We start from the raw sequence: 13,307 nt of genomic DNA, 5'->3' as shown, positions 1-13,307 counted from the left end.
CAGGCAGTTGTTGCCGGATGCGGCGTAAACGCCTTATCTGTCCTGGAATGAGGAAGAACCCCATGGATGTCATTAAAAAGAAACATTGGTGGCAAAGCGACGCGCTGAAATGGTCAGTGTTAGGTCTGCTCGGCCTGCTGGTGGGTTACCTTGTTGTTTTAATGTACGCACAAGGGGAATACCTGTTCGCCATTACCACGCTAATTTTGAGCTCAGCGGGGCTCTATATTTTCGCCAATCGTAAAGCCTACGCCTGGCGCTATGTCTACCCGGGAATGGCCGGGATGGGGCTATTCGTTCTCTTCCCTCTGGTCTGCACCATCGCCATCGCCTTCACCAACTACAGCAGCACCAACCAGCTTACCTTTGAACGCGCTCAGGAAGTTCTGTTGGACCGCGCCTGGCAGGCAGGGAAAACCTATAACTTTGGTCTTTATCCCGCGGGTGACGAGTGGCAACTGGCGCTCACCGACGGCGAAACCGGCAAAAATTATCTCTCCGACGCCTTTAAATTTGGCGGCGAGCAAAAACTGCAACTGAAAGAAAGCGCCACGCAGCCTGAAGGCGAGCGTGCGAATCTGCGCGTGATTACCCAGAATCGTCAAGCCCTGAGCAACATTACCGCCATTCTGCCGGATGGCAACAAAGTGATGATGAGCTCCCTGCGCCAGTTCTCCGGCACTCAGCCGCTGTACACATTAGGCGATGACGGTACGCTGACCAATAACCAGAGTGGCGTAAAATATCGTCCAAACGACCAGATTGGTTTTTACCAGTCCATCACTGCTGACGGCAACTGGGGTGACGAAAAACTCAGCCCGGGTTATACCGTGACTACTGGCTGGAAAAACTTTACCCGCGTCTTCACCGACGAAGGGATCCAAAAACCGTTCCTTGCAATTTTCGTCTGGACCGTAGTGTTCTCACTTATCACCGTCTTTTTAACGGTGGCGGTCGGCATGGTGCTGGCGTGTCTGGTGCAGTGGGAAGCGTTGCGCGGCAAAGCTGTCTATCGCGTCCTGCTGATTCTGCCCTACGCGGTGCCATCGTTTATTTCAATTTTGATTTTCAAAGGATTGTTCAACCAGAGCTTTGGTGAAATCAACATGATGTTGAGCGCGCTGTTTGGTGTGAAGCCCGCCTGGTTCAGCGATCCAACCACCGCCAGAACGATGCTGATTATCGTCAACACCTGGCTGGGTTATCCGTACATGATGATCCTCTGCATGGGCTTGCTGAAAGCGATTCCGGACGATCTGTATGAGGCCTCAGCGATGGATGGCGCAGGTCCGTTGCAGAACTTCTTCAAAATTACGCTACCGCTGCTGATCAAGCCGCTCACACCGCTAATGATCGCCAGCTTTGCCTTTAACTTTAATAACTTCGTGCTGATTCAACTGTTAACCAACGGCGGCCCGGATCGTCTTGGCACGACCACGCCAGCCGGTTATACCGACCTGCTCGTTAACTACACCTACCGTATCGCTTTTGAAGGCGGCGGGGGTCAGGACTTCGGTCTGGCGGCGGCGATTGCCACGCTGATCTTCCTGCTGGTGGGTGCGCTGGCGATAGTGAACCTGAAAGCCACGCGAATGAAGTTTGATTAAGGGAGATAACAAAATGGCAATGGTCCAACCGAAATCGCAAAAAGCACGTTTGTTTATTACTCACCTGCTACTACTACTTTTTATCGCGGCAATTATGTTCCCGCTGCTGATGGTCGTCGCCATCTCGCTGCGCCAGGGGAACTTCGCGACCGGTAGCCTGATCCCGGAGCAAATCTCGTGGGATCACTGGAAACTGGCGTTAGGTTTTAGCGTTGAACAGGCGGATGGCCGCATTACGCCACCGCCATTCCCGGTACTGCTGTGGCTGTGGAACTCGGTAAAGGTCGCCGGTATTTCCGCGATTGGTATTGTGGCGCTCTCCACCACCTGCGCTTATGCCTTCGCCCGTATGCGCTTCCCTGGCAAAGCGACGCTGCTGAAAGGGATGCTGATTTTCCAGATGTTCCCGGCAGTACTCTCACTGGTGGCGTTGTATGCGTTGTTTGATCGTCTGGGTGAGTACATTCCGTTCATCGGCCTGAATACTCACGGCGGCGTGATCTTCGCGTACCTGGGGGGGATTGCGCTGCACGTCTGGACGATTAAAGGCTATTTCGAAACCATCGACAGTTCGCTGGAAGAAGCAGCGGCGCTGGATGGTGCGACGCCGTGGCAGGCCTTCCGCCTCGTCCTGTTGCCATTATCTGTACCGATTCTGGCGGTGGTGTTCATCCTGTCGTTTATCGCTGCCATTACCGAAGTTCCGGTCGCGTCGTTGTTACTGCGTGACGTGAACAGTTACACCCTGGCCGTGGGTATGCAGCAATACCTCAACCCGCAAAACTACCTGTGGGGCGACTTTGCTGCCGCTGCCGTGATGTCTGCATTACCCATCACCATCGTCTTCTTGCTGGCTCAACGCTGGCTGGTTAACGGCCTGACGGCAGGTGGTGTGAAAGGTTAAAGATGTTGTTCTGCCAATGTTATGCCGCTAGACCCTCAACTTACGTTATCCTAACTTGTGACTGTTATTCGGCGCTCTTCGGAGCGCCTCTTTTTTACTCCCGCTTCAGCCGTTTCGAATTACATAACCACAGGGTGATCACCAGCAACAAGATCGCTGCCGAGTAGATCAACACATCCAGTGGCGATTTATGATCGACGATGATCAAGCGCACAATGGCGGTGATCCCGATATAGACAAAGTAACGCAGCGGGAAGTGAAAACCGGACTGAAAGTACTTCACAATCAGCGCGATAAATTCGAAATAGAGAAAGTAAACCACCAGTCCTTCCACCAGCTCATATTTGCTGGTTTGTTCTGGCGCGAACAGCACATCAGCCAGATGCACCGTTTCTTTGCCGAGGAAGACAACCAAAATCAGGCCGAGACACAGCAGGCCCAGATTGAGTACGGTCTGCAAAATGGTGGAGATAAACTCCACGCGCGGACGAGAGAGTGACGTCATAGCAGTACCTCCTTCACAGTGGCGAGCTTCCTGTATAACGTAAAAATGTGACGGAGATCTATATTTTTTGTGTATGTTTTGTTCAACCTGGATTTGGGGGGCGCATCCGGCAAGGCAAACCGCACCAAAGCCGGTAATGCAAAAATCACCCATTCAGGTGATTCTCAGCAACCAGTAATGCGCGAAAAATCGACAATGTTCCTCTGGAACAAATGAAACGTAACCTGATAAAGGTGGTAAAAATGAAGCCTTATTTTGCTGCTTTGTTGTTATCAGTCTCTGTTCTTCCTGCTTATGCCGGTCCGCTCGGTACTGCTGATAAAGCCGACCTACCGCAAAGCAATGTCTCCAGCCCAATGATGGCCCAGTCGCTCAGGCAACCAGACCTGCAACCCATATCGACGGACAGGAAGACAGAATGTTTTCGCCTTTACACACCAGATCGCAAACCGGGGGTGAACTGCGTTCCTGATGGCTCAACAGGCCATTAAGAATGAGGGTGCCAGTGATTGCGAAAACTGGCACCTTTCCCATGACTTAGCGGAAATTCACGCTACGGTCGCTGGTCATATCATACAACTGGAACTTACGCCCAAGTTGCTGACCCCCGTCGCGCGTCAGCGGCGTCCAGCCAATTGCCGCACGGCTACGTGTCGGGCCAGACGAGAAGAGATCCAGCGGTACAGAGACATACACACCTTTGGTGAAGTCCCCTTCGCCGTACTCCTCTTTCGAAACATTAGTGATCGTGGCATAGCCACCCACCACCACGCCGCTATCAAAGCGTTTGGCGATCTCCAGCGTGCCGCCTTTATCCCCTGCCAGATACTGCCCGACACTCGCTTTCACCAACACGTCCTGGGCGAAAGATGGCGTCCAGTACGCGGTCAGATGTCCGGTTTTCACACTGTAATCGGTGAATTTCATCATATCTTTTGCGCTACGCCAGTCGCGCTGTTTAACGTAGTTGGCATCCAGACCAAACGCCCAGTTGCTGTCCAGGGGGCGATACAACACCTCTGCCCCCACACCGCCAAACATGGTTTCGAGATAGCCGCCGTAGACCTGACCGTAGAAGCCGTTGCCCAGATGCTGGAAGTAGTTGGCTTGCAGGTTATTCACATAGACATCGTTCTGCACATACTCGCGCACATGGGTACGAACACGCGGTAAGTGTGAGTCCTGCGGTGGATTGGTGTAGTTAAACTTGTCGTAATTGTTGGCAAGGTTAGCAAACAGGCTACCGGTGGTGAGCAGATGGTCCGTCAGCCACAAATCCGCCGTTCCCATCACGCCCAGCTGATACATGTAAAAGTTTTCCGGGCCACCGACCGACTGGTTCAGCACCGGATCGATATGGAAATCAAAGCGCGATTTGTCGATATACCAGCCCTGCTCGGTGGACTTCGGAACCACTGGCTCGACGCGTTTTTGCGCCAGCTTCGTTTCGTGGCCCAGCGGCTCTCCGGCGAGATGATTTTTCAAGCTGGCGACATCGGTTTCCGTCGTCACCTGCGGCATGTTAAGGCGATTTTCCGTAACGCGGATCGTCTTGATCCCCTCCGGCAGATCGTTCATCACGATCCGATTAGCACGAATGATCCCTTCGCGCGAATCACGATACTTCACCTGCTCGCCAGTAACATACAGTGTATCGCCTTTCGCCTGGATCTGCGGATCGGCCAGTCCGGCGTTGTATTTCAACAGCGTTAACTGATTCGCCACCACCGAATGCTGCAAAATGGCATCCTGTGGCTGCGGTTGATATTGCGGGCGGGCGTTATCGTTGTACGAAGGACGTAAATCATTAAAGTTGGTGCGCAGCGTGACGCCAAACATGAAGGTGTTGCCACGTTCATAGCTAAGGTTAACGTCGGCCCAATCGGTAACGCGATAAATCGCACCGACGTTAAACTTACTTTTTTGCTCCAGCTTCCCGGCAAAATCCTGCTGATAATTATTGCCTTCATACTCCAGTTTCAGGCGCAGCGGTTGCCAGGGCGTCTGGTATTCCACGCCGCCAAACAGTGAGGCCGGGCCGTGGAACATCTGGCTGCCGTCGATAGATCCCGCCTGTTTGTAGCTGTTATCGCGATAGCAATATTTATCACTGGCTGAACAGAGCGGATTTTTCACGTTACCGCTGGTGCCCAGATATCCCCAGCCCAGACCGAGCGTAAAATCGAACGGCCCCCAGGCTTTGCTGGCGACAAGATATTCTGCATCGAACAGCCCCGTACCGCCGATATCCCGCGCGCCAACCGCCACTTGCGGCATCCAGTAACTCTCTTCCCACAAACGCAGTTTGAGATCGAAGGCTTTATCTTTATACGTTTGATCACCAGAGAACGCTTCGACGCTGCTGTACTGCCGGGTGCGCACGTCGGTGTAGCGCAGCGTTGTTTCCAGCCACGGGAAGAGTTGCACTGAAGCTGAGTAATAACGGTACTGATCGTTATCGCGATAGTTCAGGCTCAACTCCCCTTCCCGCGCCATGCGGGCGGTGGGCGTTTGTAACAGTCCTACGCCACCGAAATCCGATTGCGATGGGCCAATGGGCGCAGGATACGTTTCGCCGTAGCAAGCCGTGCTAATGCCCAGCGCCAGTAAGCTAAGCAGATGTCTTTTTTTCATTATTGGGGTATCCGCTGCGTCAGGGTCTGAAGAATGTCTGCGTTAAGGGCGTCGGGCGTCTTACTCCAGACAGAATCCGCGAGGCCAACATAAATAATGCTGCCGGGCATTGGCTCTACGTGACGCTTGTTCCAGTAAGCCACCGGCGCTTTTTGCGTGCGTCCGTCCGGGTAAACCACCCACGCGTAGCTGCGATCCGCCCCGCTAAGCAGACTTTGCCCGGAGAGATAGCTCGCCACGTCGCGACCGGGAGTGAATGGCTGATTGCCAGGACGGCTGATAAGCCCGAACAATGTGACCGTGGACGGCGGTGGTCCGACCCACAGCGTGTAGTTGCCCTGCAACGGCGGGTTACCGCGTTCAGCAACGCGGACGATATCGGGATCAAGTTTGATTTTTTGCCTGCCCGCCACTTTCAACGCCTGAATTTGCTGGCGTAAGGCGTTAATGGCGGCGGCATCGTCGGCGCTGGAATCTGCAGCCAGTTCTGCCAGCCGTGTCAGCAACGCCTGCTGCTGACGCAATGCTGCCGCCGTTGCCAGCTCTTCGCTAATCACCGCACCGGGCCACCAGCTGTTTGCCAGTCGAGGTTGGCCTACCAGATCGATTAAATGCTCTGCACCCGTCAGCGTTTTGGCCTCACTGCTGCCATTGCTGAATACCTTGACGGTTCCCGCCGCGAAGACCGATGACGCCCCCACACTCAAAAGCAACGCGACAATAGTTTTTTTAATCATTGTTTTGCCGCCTTGATGAGAGTGGTTTTCACCGGGAAATAATCCGCGCCGAGATACTGTTCCGACTGGCGAATTTGCCCTTCGCTGTCGATCCAGTAGCGGTTATGCCAGCGCGCCTGGTCGGTGGAGACTTCTTCGTCCAGCACGCGAACCGGGGTTTCATCGCTGCCGACTTTGACGGTATCGGTGCCATCCCATTTGAAGACTGAGCGTGCGGTGGCGTAGCGTACCTGCTGGTACTCGGTCCAGCCCATCGTGCGCGTCCAGGTTGCGCCATCAACGATTTGTGCGGGTTTGATCAGCGGGTCAGTGGCAAGGTTATTCACTTCAATCAGGTTGTCGCCGCCAAGCAAAGTTTTCACCAGACGCCCATGTTGTGTAACGAGAGTGGCCTGATCCTGAGTAACCCATTTTTGTTGTCCGTCTTCAGCGAAGGCCAAAACGACAAATAATTGTGGACCGCCATTTAGCCGCATGTACTGGCTGGCGTAGGGCATATTTTGAATATCATCGTCCGTCAGCTGTACGCCTGGCGTACCGAACAGACTGTCCCACAGTGAATTGCCCAGCTCTTTAGTCGTGGCTGAACAGGCCTGTAATAACAAGCAGATAAGAATGAGTGCAGGTCGCTTCACGACTCTTCTCCAGAGGGGCAGAATAACCACACCGGAGTGTGGTTATGGTTAATCCCCGTCATACTGAATTATTTTGGGGATACATACGTTATTACTGGGTACTGGTGGTCGTGGTTGTGGTGGTCCCGGTATTAGAACCATCACCGCCACCGCTTGCCGCGAGCGCGACACCCACCGCCGAGCTTACGGTGCTGACGCTGGTCGCGGAGGAACTACCCGCTGAAACCGACGTTGCTGCCGACCCTGCCGCTTCGCCCACCTGTACAGGTGCAGCCCACGCAGAAGTCGCCGCAAGCGCAGATATGGCAAAAATGCCATACAGAACTTTTTTCATAACAATTTCCCTTCATTGAATGAATGGAGATTTACCCAAAAACATTTCGGGCGGGATCGAGTATACACAACTAAAGCATGCGAATTACGGCGCGGGGAATTAGTGAAGGTGTTTTAGGACAATTGGAATGAATATCAAATATAAGCTTTAACTTATATATAAATAAGATTAAAAATCATAATGTTAAAATAAAAGTAAAAGTAATTAATCTGCGTATTTTCCGAAATCATTACAGATTAAAAATCTATTTTAGGATTAACCTCACGGTATGATTTTCGTTAAATCTCCGACAAGGGGATTTATCTGATAAAACAATGCCGACTTTAAGTCGGCATTGTTATTAAGGTTTTTAAATTAACCGCGCCACGCTTTATAGCGGTTAATCAGACCATTGGTCGAGCTATCGTGGCTGCTGATTTCTTTATCATCTTTCAGCTCTGGCAGAATACGGTTCGCCAGCTGTTTACCCAGTTCAACGCCCCACTGGTCGAAGGTGAAGATGTTCAGGATCACGCCCTGAGTAAAGATTTTGTGCTCATACAGCGCAATCAACGCACCCAGGCTGAACGGAGTGATTTCACGCAGCAGGATGGAGTTGGTCGGGCGGTTACCTTCGAACACTTTGAACGGCACCACGTAGTCAAGCGTTGCCGGATCTTTACCCTGATCGCGATATTCCTGCTCAACCACTTCACGGGATTTACCAAACGCCAGAGCCTCGGTCTGAGCGAAGAAGTTAGACAGCAGTTTCTGGTGATGATCAGAGAGTGGGTTATGGGTGATGGCCGGAGCGATGAAATCGCACGGTACCATTTTGGTTCCCTGGTGGATCAGCTGGTAGAACGCATGCTGACCGTTAGTGCCTGGTTCACCCCAGATAATCGGGCCAGTCTGGTAATCCACTACGTTACCGTTACGGTCAACATACTTACCGTTGGACTCCATATTGCCCTGCTGGAAGTACGCCGCGAAACGGTGCATATACTGGTCGTACGGCAGAATCGCTTCAGTTTCCGCGCCAAAGAAATTGTTGTACCAGATGCCAATCAGCGCCAGCAGTACAGGCAGGTTTTTCTCGGCAGGCGTAGTGGAGAAATGCTTGTCCATCGCGTGTGCGCCAGAAAGCAGTTCAACAAAATTATCAAAGCCGATAGAGAGAACAATCGACAGACCAATCGCTGACCACAGGGAGTAACGACCGCCGACCCAGTCCCAGAACTCGAACATGTTGGCGGTATCAATACCAAACTCGCCAACGGCTTTGGCATTGGTGGAGAGCGCCGCAAAGTGTTTCGCAACGTGTTTTTCATCACCTGCCGCTTTCAGGAACCAGTCTCGCGCGCTATGGGCGTTGGTCATGGTTTCCTGAGTAGTGAAGGTTTTAGATGCTACCAGGAACAGCGTGGTTTCTGGGTTTACTTTTTTCAGCACTTCCGCGATGTGAGTGCCATCAACGTTAGAAACAAAGTGCATGTTCAGGTGGTTTTTGTAAGGGCGCAGTGCTTCGGTCACCATGTACGGGCCGAGGTCAGAACCGCCGATCCCAATGTTCACCACGTCAGTGATTGCTTTGCCGGTATAACCCTTCCACTCACCAGAAATAATCGCTTCTGAGAAGGTTTTCATCTTCTCCAGCACCGCGTTGACTTCCGGCATAACATCTTTGCCATCAACCAGAATCGGGGTATTGCTACGGTTACGCAGCGCCACGTGCAGTACGGCACGGTTTTCGGTGCGGTTGATCTTCTCGCCAGAGAACATCGACTTAATCGCGCCCGCCAGATCGCACTCTTTCGCCAGATCTTGTAATTTCGCCAGCGTTTCTTCGGTGATGCGGTTTTTGGAGTAATCCACCAGCATCTGATCGTCGAAGGTTGCGGAGAACTTAGAAAAACGATCGCCGTCTTTAGCAAAAAGATCGGCGATCGTAACGTCTTTCATTTCATCGAAGTGTTTCTGTAGTGCCTGCCAGGCCGCGGTCTGCGTTGGATTGATGTTTTTCATTAGCAATACTCTTCTGATATTGAGAATTGTGACTGTGGAAGATTGTAGCGCCAGTCACAGAAAAATGTGATGGTTTTAGTGCCGTTAGCTCAGCTAACCACTGAAGAGGATAAAAAGTGTAGACGTTATAAGCACAATTTCTGACCACGCCCGCTGCATGAATAATCCGCATAATCCCGGCGTTGACACACTCCCCTACACCTTTTATTTATAAATACGGTCTGCGCCTGCACCGGTTTCTGTTTTGCCTTTGTGCCAAGGTCGCTTCTTTCATTCCCTGACACGAGGTTGTTATGCCCGATATTGTTGTCTCCAAATTTGGTGGTACTAGCGTGGCTGATTTCGACGCCATGAACCGCAGCGCCGACATTGTGCTTTCTGATGTGAATGTGCGTTTAGTTGTGCTTTCTGCTTCTGCGGGCATTACCAATCTGTTGGTTGCACTGGCTGAAGGTCTGGAACCGGTTGAGCGTTTCGAAAAACTCGATGCCATTCGCAATATTCAGTTCGCCATTCTGGAGCGCCTGCGTTACCCGAACGTCATCCGTGAAGAGATTGAACGTTTGCTGGAGAACATTACCGTCCTGGCCGAAGCTGCTGCACTGGCAACCTCTCCAGCGCTAACTGATGAACTGGTCAGCCACGGCGAACTGATGTCTACCCTACTGTTTGTGGAGATTCTGCGTGAACGCAATGTTCAGGCCCAGTGGTTCGATGTGCGTAAAGTGATGCGCACAAACGATCACTTTGGCCGCGCGGAGCCAGATATTGCTGCGCTGGCGGAACTGTCTGCGCTGCAACTAACCCCACGTCTCAGCGAAGGTTTAGTCATCACCCAGGGCTTTATTGGCAGTGAAAGTAAAGGGCGCACCACAACGCTTGGTCGCGGCGGTAGTGACTACACGGCGGCACTATTGGCAGAAGCGTTAAACGCTGCCCGCGTCGATATCTGGACAGATGTGCCGGGGATTTATACTACCGACCCACGCGTCGTGCCTGATGCCAAACGAATTGATGAAATCGCCTTTGAAGAAGCAGCTGAAATGGCAACCTTTGGTGCCAAAGTACTTCATCCGGCAACCTTACTGCCTGCAGTTCGCAGCGATATCCCGGTGTTTGTCGGTTCAAGCAAAGATCCGCGTGCTGGCGGTACTTTGGTGTGTAATAAAACCGAGAATCCGCCGTTGTTTCGTGCGCTGGCTCTGCGTCGCAAACAAACGCTATTAACCCTGCATAGCCTGAATATGCTGCATTCTCGCGGCTTCCTCGCGGAGGTTTTCGGCATTCTCGCACGGCATAATATTTCGGTGGATTTAATTACTACGTCAGAAGTGAGCGTGGCATTAACCCTCGACACTACCGGTTCAACGTCAACTGGCGATACGTTGCTGACACAATCGCTGCTGATGGAGCTTTCAGCTCTGTGCCGGGTAGAAGTGGAAGAAGGCCTGGCGCTGGTGGCTCTGATTGGTAACGACCTGTCAAAAGCCTGTGGTGTTGGCAAAGAGGTGTTTGGCGTACTTGAACCGTTCAACATTCGCATGATTTGCTACGGCGCTTCCAGTCATAACCTGTGCTTCCTGGTGCCAGGCGAAGACGCGGAACAGGTGGTGCAGAAACTGCATAGTAATTTGTTTGAGTAAAAACAGTGCGGCCCGGATGATACTTGCCGGGCCGAATTTATTCTCCCATCACTGTCGCCATCAACAACCTATCCAGCTCCCTGGCATCACCATCCCTACTATCCGGTAACAGCGGCGGAATTTCCCCACGCGCCAGTTCCGCATGGATAAACGCATGTAGCAATGGACGGCGTGGGCCATATTCCGCTTCACCCGCACGCTGTTTACGTTCCAGCAATTCATCTATTTCTGCGCGTAATGCCGCATCCAACTCACTTCCCGCCAGCAATTCGGAAAAACGCATTGGCGGTACGCCTTTTCCCGCTTCAACCCAACGCACGGCCAGCAGCGGACGCAGCACATAAAAGTATTTTTTCAGCCGCACTTCGTCGCCTTGTAAATAACCGCGAAAATTTTTCCGCGCCATCGAATAATAATGCCAACGCGCACGCAACGGAGAAAACCACATTGGGACCATTGCCTTAAGCGCCGTTATCGTGTCTTCATCTTGTTGATAGACCACCGGTGAATCCAGCCATTCAATTAGCGTCGGGTTCGCACCTTTCAGCAATCCCAGCGCTTTGCGCCATTCCCAACCGGAAACATCAAGTTCGTCGTCGATAGGCAGTTCGATAACATCGCGCGGTGACTCTACCCGCAGATACCATTCCAGCGGATGGACATACAAAAACCGCACATCGTAATCGCTGTCGGGCGAAGCAAATCCCCAGCCGCGACTCCCCGATTCGCAGGCGTACAGCACTTTCACGCCATAGCGACGTTCAATTTCCTTTAACTGCTGCGATACCCGTTCACGCATCGCAGCACTGACTCCATTTAATGGCATTTGACTCATCCTTTGATATTAACTACCCCGTACAAGACCACTGAAAACAGAGATGTTATCAATGAGATAGCGTTATTGCGAGAAACAGGCCAGAAGTAAAATCACAACTTTAACGTATTGAATAACAAAGAATTAATTAAATTTTATAAGTTAGCGGTCATTTATTTTCGTTACATTTTATCTGTATTTATCGCCAATTATCTAAGCAGATAAAAATAAAGAGAAGGCAAATGAATCTTATCAGTTCTGCTTGCAAATAAATTCCCGTACACTGAACTATCCGATTAACAGAGGGCACCATCATGGCACTCCCCCGTATTACTCAAAAAGAGATGACTGAGCGTGAACAGCGCGAACTGAAGACGCTGCTGGATCGCGCGCGTATTGCACATGGTCGCGTGCTGACCAACGCCGAAACCAACAGCATTAAGAAAGAGTACATCGATAAATTAATGGTTGAGCGTGAGGCTGAAGCGAAAAAAGCCCGCCAGTTGAAGAAAAAGCAGGCTTATAAACCGGATCCTGAAGCGTCATTCAGTTGGTCGGCAAATACGTCGACGCGCGGCAAACGCTGATTAACGACCTTTTTTCTTCCGCCCCGGCGAGGCGAAACGCTTGCCGTTTGATGCCGGGCGGCCACCTTTCTCCGCCGTTTTTTCTACCTTCACTACCGGGCGTTTGATGCCTGCCGTTTTCGGTTTGGCCTTCGCTTTGGGCTTCGCCTCGGAAGAGGAATTTTCAATGAGCTTAAAGAGATCGATAAGCTCGTCGTCGGTTAAATCGCGCCATTCTCCCAGCGGAATGCCGCTTAAGCTGACGTTCATAATGCGCGTACGTTCCAGCTTTTTCACTTCGTAGCCAAAGTGCTCGCACATGCGACGGATCTGACGGTTCAGCCCCTGCACCAGGGTAATGCGGAAGACAAACGGCGCTTCTTTTTTGACTTTGCATTTTTTAGTCACCGTCCCGAGGATTGGCACTCCCGCACTCATGCCGCGAATAAACTCCTCGGTAATCGGTTTATCGACCGTCACCAGATATTCTTTCTCATGATCGTTACCCGCACGGAGGATCTTATTCACCAGATCGCCGTGGTTGGTGAGGAAAATCAGCCCCTGGGAGTCTTTATCCAAGCGACCAATCGGGAACACGCGTTTGCTGTGGTTAACGAAATCGACAATGTTATCGCGCTCGCCATCTTCGGTGGTGCTGACAATACCGACGGGCTTGTTCAGGGCGATAAGAACCAAATCTTCGGCTTCCCGTGGCTCAATCAACTGACCGTTTACTTTTACAACGTCGCCGGGTTTCACCTGATCGCCAATGGTGGCACGCTTGCCATTAAGGAACACATTGCCTTGCTCGATGTAGCGATCCGCTTCGCGGCGTGAGCAAATTCCGCTTTCGCTGATGTATTTATTTAAACGGACTGATGAGTCGGGCAGCATAAATTCTCCTGTAAAACGCGGAATATACCG

Annotated in this window: 13 protein-coding genes; 5 read left to right on the top strand and 8 right to left on the bottom strand. The window is 51.8% G+C overall.

Annotation, left to right across the window (positions count from 1 at the left end; genetic code table 11):
• Positions 1 to 62: 62 nt before the first annotated feature.
• A complete protein-coding gene (malF, locus tag FEK42_RS16400) occupies positions 63 to 1,607 on the top strand; it encodes a maltose ABC transporter permease MalF (RefSeq protein WP_130205777.1) in 1,545 nt (514 codons plus the stop codon).
• A 13-nt stretch (positions 1,608 to 1,620) separates the two neighbouring features.
• Positions 1,621 to 2,511 (top strand): maltose ABC transporter permease MalG, encoded by an 891-nt coding sequence (gene malG, locus FEK42_RS16395; protein WP_001252058.1) that lies wholly within the window; start codon positions 1,621 to 1,623, stop codon positions 2,509 to 2,511.
• A 94-nt stretch (positions 2,512 to 2,605) separates the two neighbouring features.
• Here malG and psiE read toward each other — a convergent pair whose 3' ends face one another.
• On the bottom strand, positions 2,606 to 3,016 hold the full coding sequence (gene psiE / locus FEK42_RS16390) for a phosphate-starvation-inducible protein PsiE (RefSeq protein ID WP_000202902.1): 411 nt from the start codon (positions 3,014 to 3,016) through the stop codon (positions 2,606 to 2,608).
• 212 nt (positions 3,017 to 3,228) lie between these two features.
• Between psiE and FEK42_RS16385 the strand changes: the two genes are divergently transcribed.
• Positions 3,229 to 3,507, top strand: a complete 279-nt coding sequence (locus tag FEK42_RS16385; RefSeq protein ID WP_024212568.1) for a hypothetical protein — start codon at positions 3,229 to 3,231, stop codon at positions 3,505 to 3,507.
• A 46-nt stretch (positions 3,508 to 3,553) separates the two neighbouring features.
• On the opposite strand, the gene FEK42_RS16380 is transcribed toward FEK42_RS16385, so the two are convergent.
• From FEK42_RS16380 to pgi, 5 genes are all read right to left on the bottom strand, one after another.
• On the bottom strand, positions 3,554 to 5,650 hold the full coding sequence (locus FEK42_RS16380) for a YjbH domain-containing protein (RefSeq protein ID WP_135410811.1): 2,097 nt from the start codon (positions 5,648 to 5,650) through the stop codon (positions 3,554 to 3,556).
• A complete protein-coding gene (locus tag FEK42_RS16375; protein ID WP_135493246.1) occupies positions 5,650 to 6,387 on the bottom strand; it encodes a capsule biosynthesis GfcC family protein in 738 nt (245 codons plus the stop codon). The genes FEK42_RS16380 and FEK42_RS16375 overlap by 1 nt, the downstream gene beginning before the upstream one ends.
• A complete protein-coding gene (locus FEK42_RS16370; RefSeq protein WP_130205771.1) occupies positions 6,384 to 7,022 on the bottom strand; it encodes a YjbF family lipoprotein in 639 nt (212 codons plus the stop codon). The genes FEK42_RS16375 and FEK42_RS16370 overlap by 4 nt, the downstream gene beginning before the upstream one ends.
• A gap of 91 nt (positions 7,023 to 7,113) precedes the next feature.
• Entirely contained in the window at positions 7,114 to 7,356 is a 243-nt protein-coding gene (gene yjbE, locus FEK42_RS16365; protein WP_001562435.1) for an exopolysaccharide production protein YjbE, read from the bottom strand.
• Between the two features lie 354 nt (positions 7,357 to 7,710).
• Positions 7,711 to 9,360 (bottom strand): glucose-6-phosphate isomerase, encoded by a 1,650-nt coding sequence (gene pgi, locus FEK42_RS16360; protein ID WP_000789986.1) that lies wholly within the window; start codon positions 9,358 to 9,360, stop codon positions 7,711 to 7,713.
• 293 nt (positions 9,361 to 9,653) lie between these two features.
• On the opposite strand from pgi, the gene lysC reads away from it, so the two are divergent.
• A complete protein-coding gene (gene lysC / locus FEK42_RS16355; protein ID WP_135493245.1) occupies positions 9,654 to 11,003 on the top strand; it encodes a lysine-sensitive aspartokinase 3 in 1,350 nt (449 codons plus the stop codon).
• 37 nt (positions 11,004 to 11,040) lie between these two features.
• On the opposite strand, the gene FEK42_RS16350 is transcribed toward lysC, so the two are convergent.
• Positions 11,041 to 11,829 carry a nucleotidyltransferase domain-containing protein gene (locus tag FEK42_RS16350; RefSeq protein WP_135493244.1) on the bottom strand — a complete coding sequence of 263 codons (789 nt, stop codon included), beginning with the start codon at positions 11,827 to 11,829 and terminating at the stop codon, positions 11,041 to 11,043.
• Positions 11,830 to 12,131: 302 nt separating this feature from the next.
• On the opposite strand from FEK42_RS16350, the gene FEK42_RS16345 reads away from it, so the two are divergent.
• The gene (locus tag FEK42_RS16345; protein ID WP_001207629.1) at positions 12,132 to 12,404 is read left to right on the top strand and encodes a DUF3811 domain-containing protein; all 273 of its coding nucleotides are present in this window, start codon (positions 12,132 to 12,134) and stop codon (positions 12,402 to 12,404) included.
• Here the strand turns inward: FEK42_RS16345 and rluF are convergent, their stop codons facing one another.
• On the bottom strand, positions 12,405 to 13,277 hold the full coding sequence (rluF, locus tag FEK42_RS16340; RefSeq protein WP_130218604.1) for a 23S rRNA pseudouridine(2604) synthase RluF: 873 nt from the start codon (positions 13,275 to 13,277) through the stop codon (positions 12,405 to 12,407). It lies immediately after the preceding gene.
• Between the last annotated feature and the right edge of the window lie 30 nt (positions 13,278 to 13,307).

Source organism: Escherichia sp. E2748, from assembly GCF_005781125.1.
Classification (GTDB): domain Bacteria; phylum Pseudomonadota; class Gammaproteobacteria; order Enterobacterales; family Enterobacteriaceae; genus Escherichia.
This window is presented reverse-complemented; position numbering and strand designations above follow the sequence as displayed.

Bases quoted from the DNA above. Each gene is read 5' to 3' on its own strand.
- malF (WP_130205777.1), top strand. From the start codon at position 63: ATGGATGTCATTAAAAAGAAACATTGGTGGCAAAGCGACGCGCTGAAA.
- malG (WP_001252058.1), top strand. From the start codon at position 1,621: ATGGCAATGGTCCAACCGAAATCGCAAAAAGCACGTTTGTTTATTACT.
- psiE (WP_000202902.1), bottom strand. From the start codon at position 3,016: ATGACGTCACTCTCTCGTCCGCGCGTGGAGTTTATCTCCACCATTTTG.
- FEK42_RS16385 (WP_024212568.1), top strand. From the start codon at position 3,229: ATGAAACGTAACCTGATAAAGGTGGTAAAAATGAAGCCTTATTTTGCT.
- FEK42_RS16380 (WP_135410811.1), bottom strand. From the start codon at position 5,650: ATGAAAAAAAGACATCTGCTTAGCTTACTGGCGCTGGGCATTAGCACG.
- FEK42_RS16375 (WP_135493246.1), bottom strand. From the start codon at position 6,387: ATGATTAAAAAAACTATTGTCGCGTTGCTTTTGAGTGTGGGGGCGTCA.
- yjbE (WP_001562435.1), bottom strand. From the start codon at position 7,356: ATGAAAAAAGTTCTGTATGGCATTTTTGCCATATCTGCGCTTGCGGCG.
- pgi (WP_000789986.1), bottom strand. From the start codon at position 9,360: ATGAAAAACATCAATCCAACGCAGACCGCGGCCTGGCAGGCACTACAG.
- lysC (WP_135493245.1), top strand. From the start codon at position 9,654: ATGCCCGATATTGTTGTCTCCAAATTTGGTGGTACTAGCGTGGCTGAT.
- FEK42_RS16350 (WP_135493244.1), bottom strand. From the start codon at position 11,829: ATGCCATTAAATGGAGTCAGTGCTGCGATGCGTGAACGGGTATCGCAG.
- FEK42_RS16345 (WP_001207629.1), top strand. From the start codon at position 12,132: ATGGCACTCCCCCGTATTACTCAAAAAGAGATGACTGAGCGTGAACAG.
- rluF (WP_130218604.1), bottom strand. From the start codon at position 13,277: ATGCTGCCCGACTCATCAGTCCGTTTAAATAAATACATCAGCGAAAGC.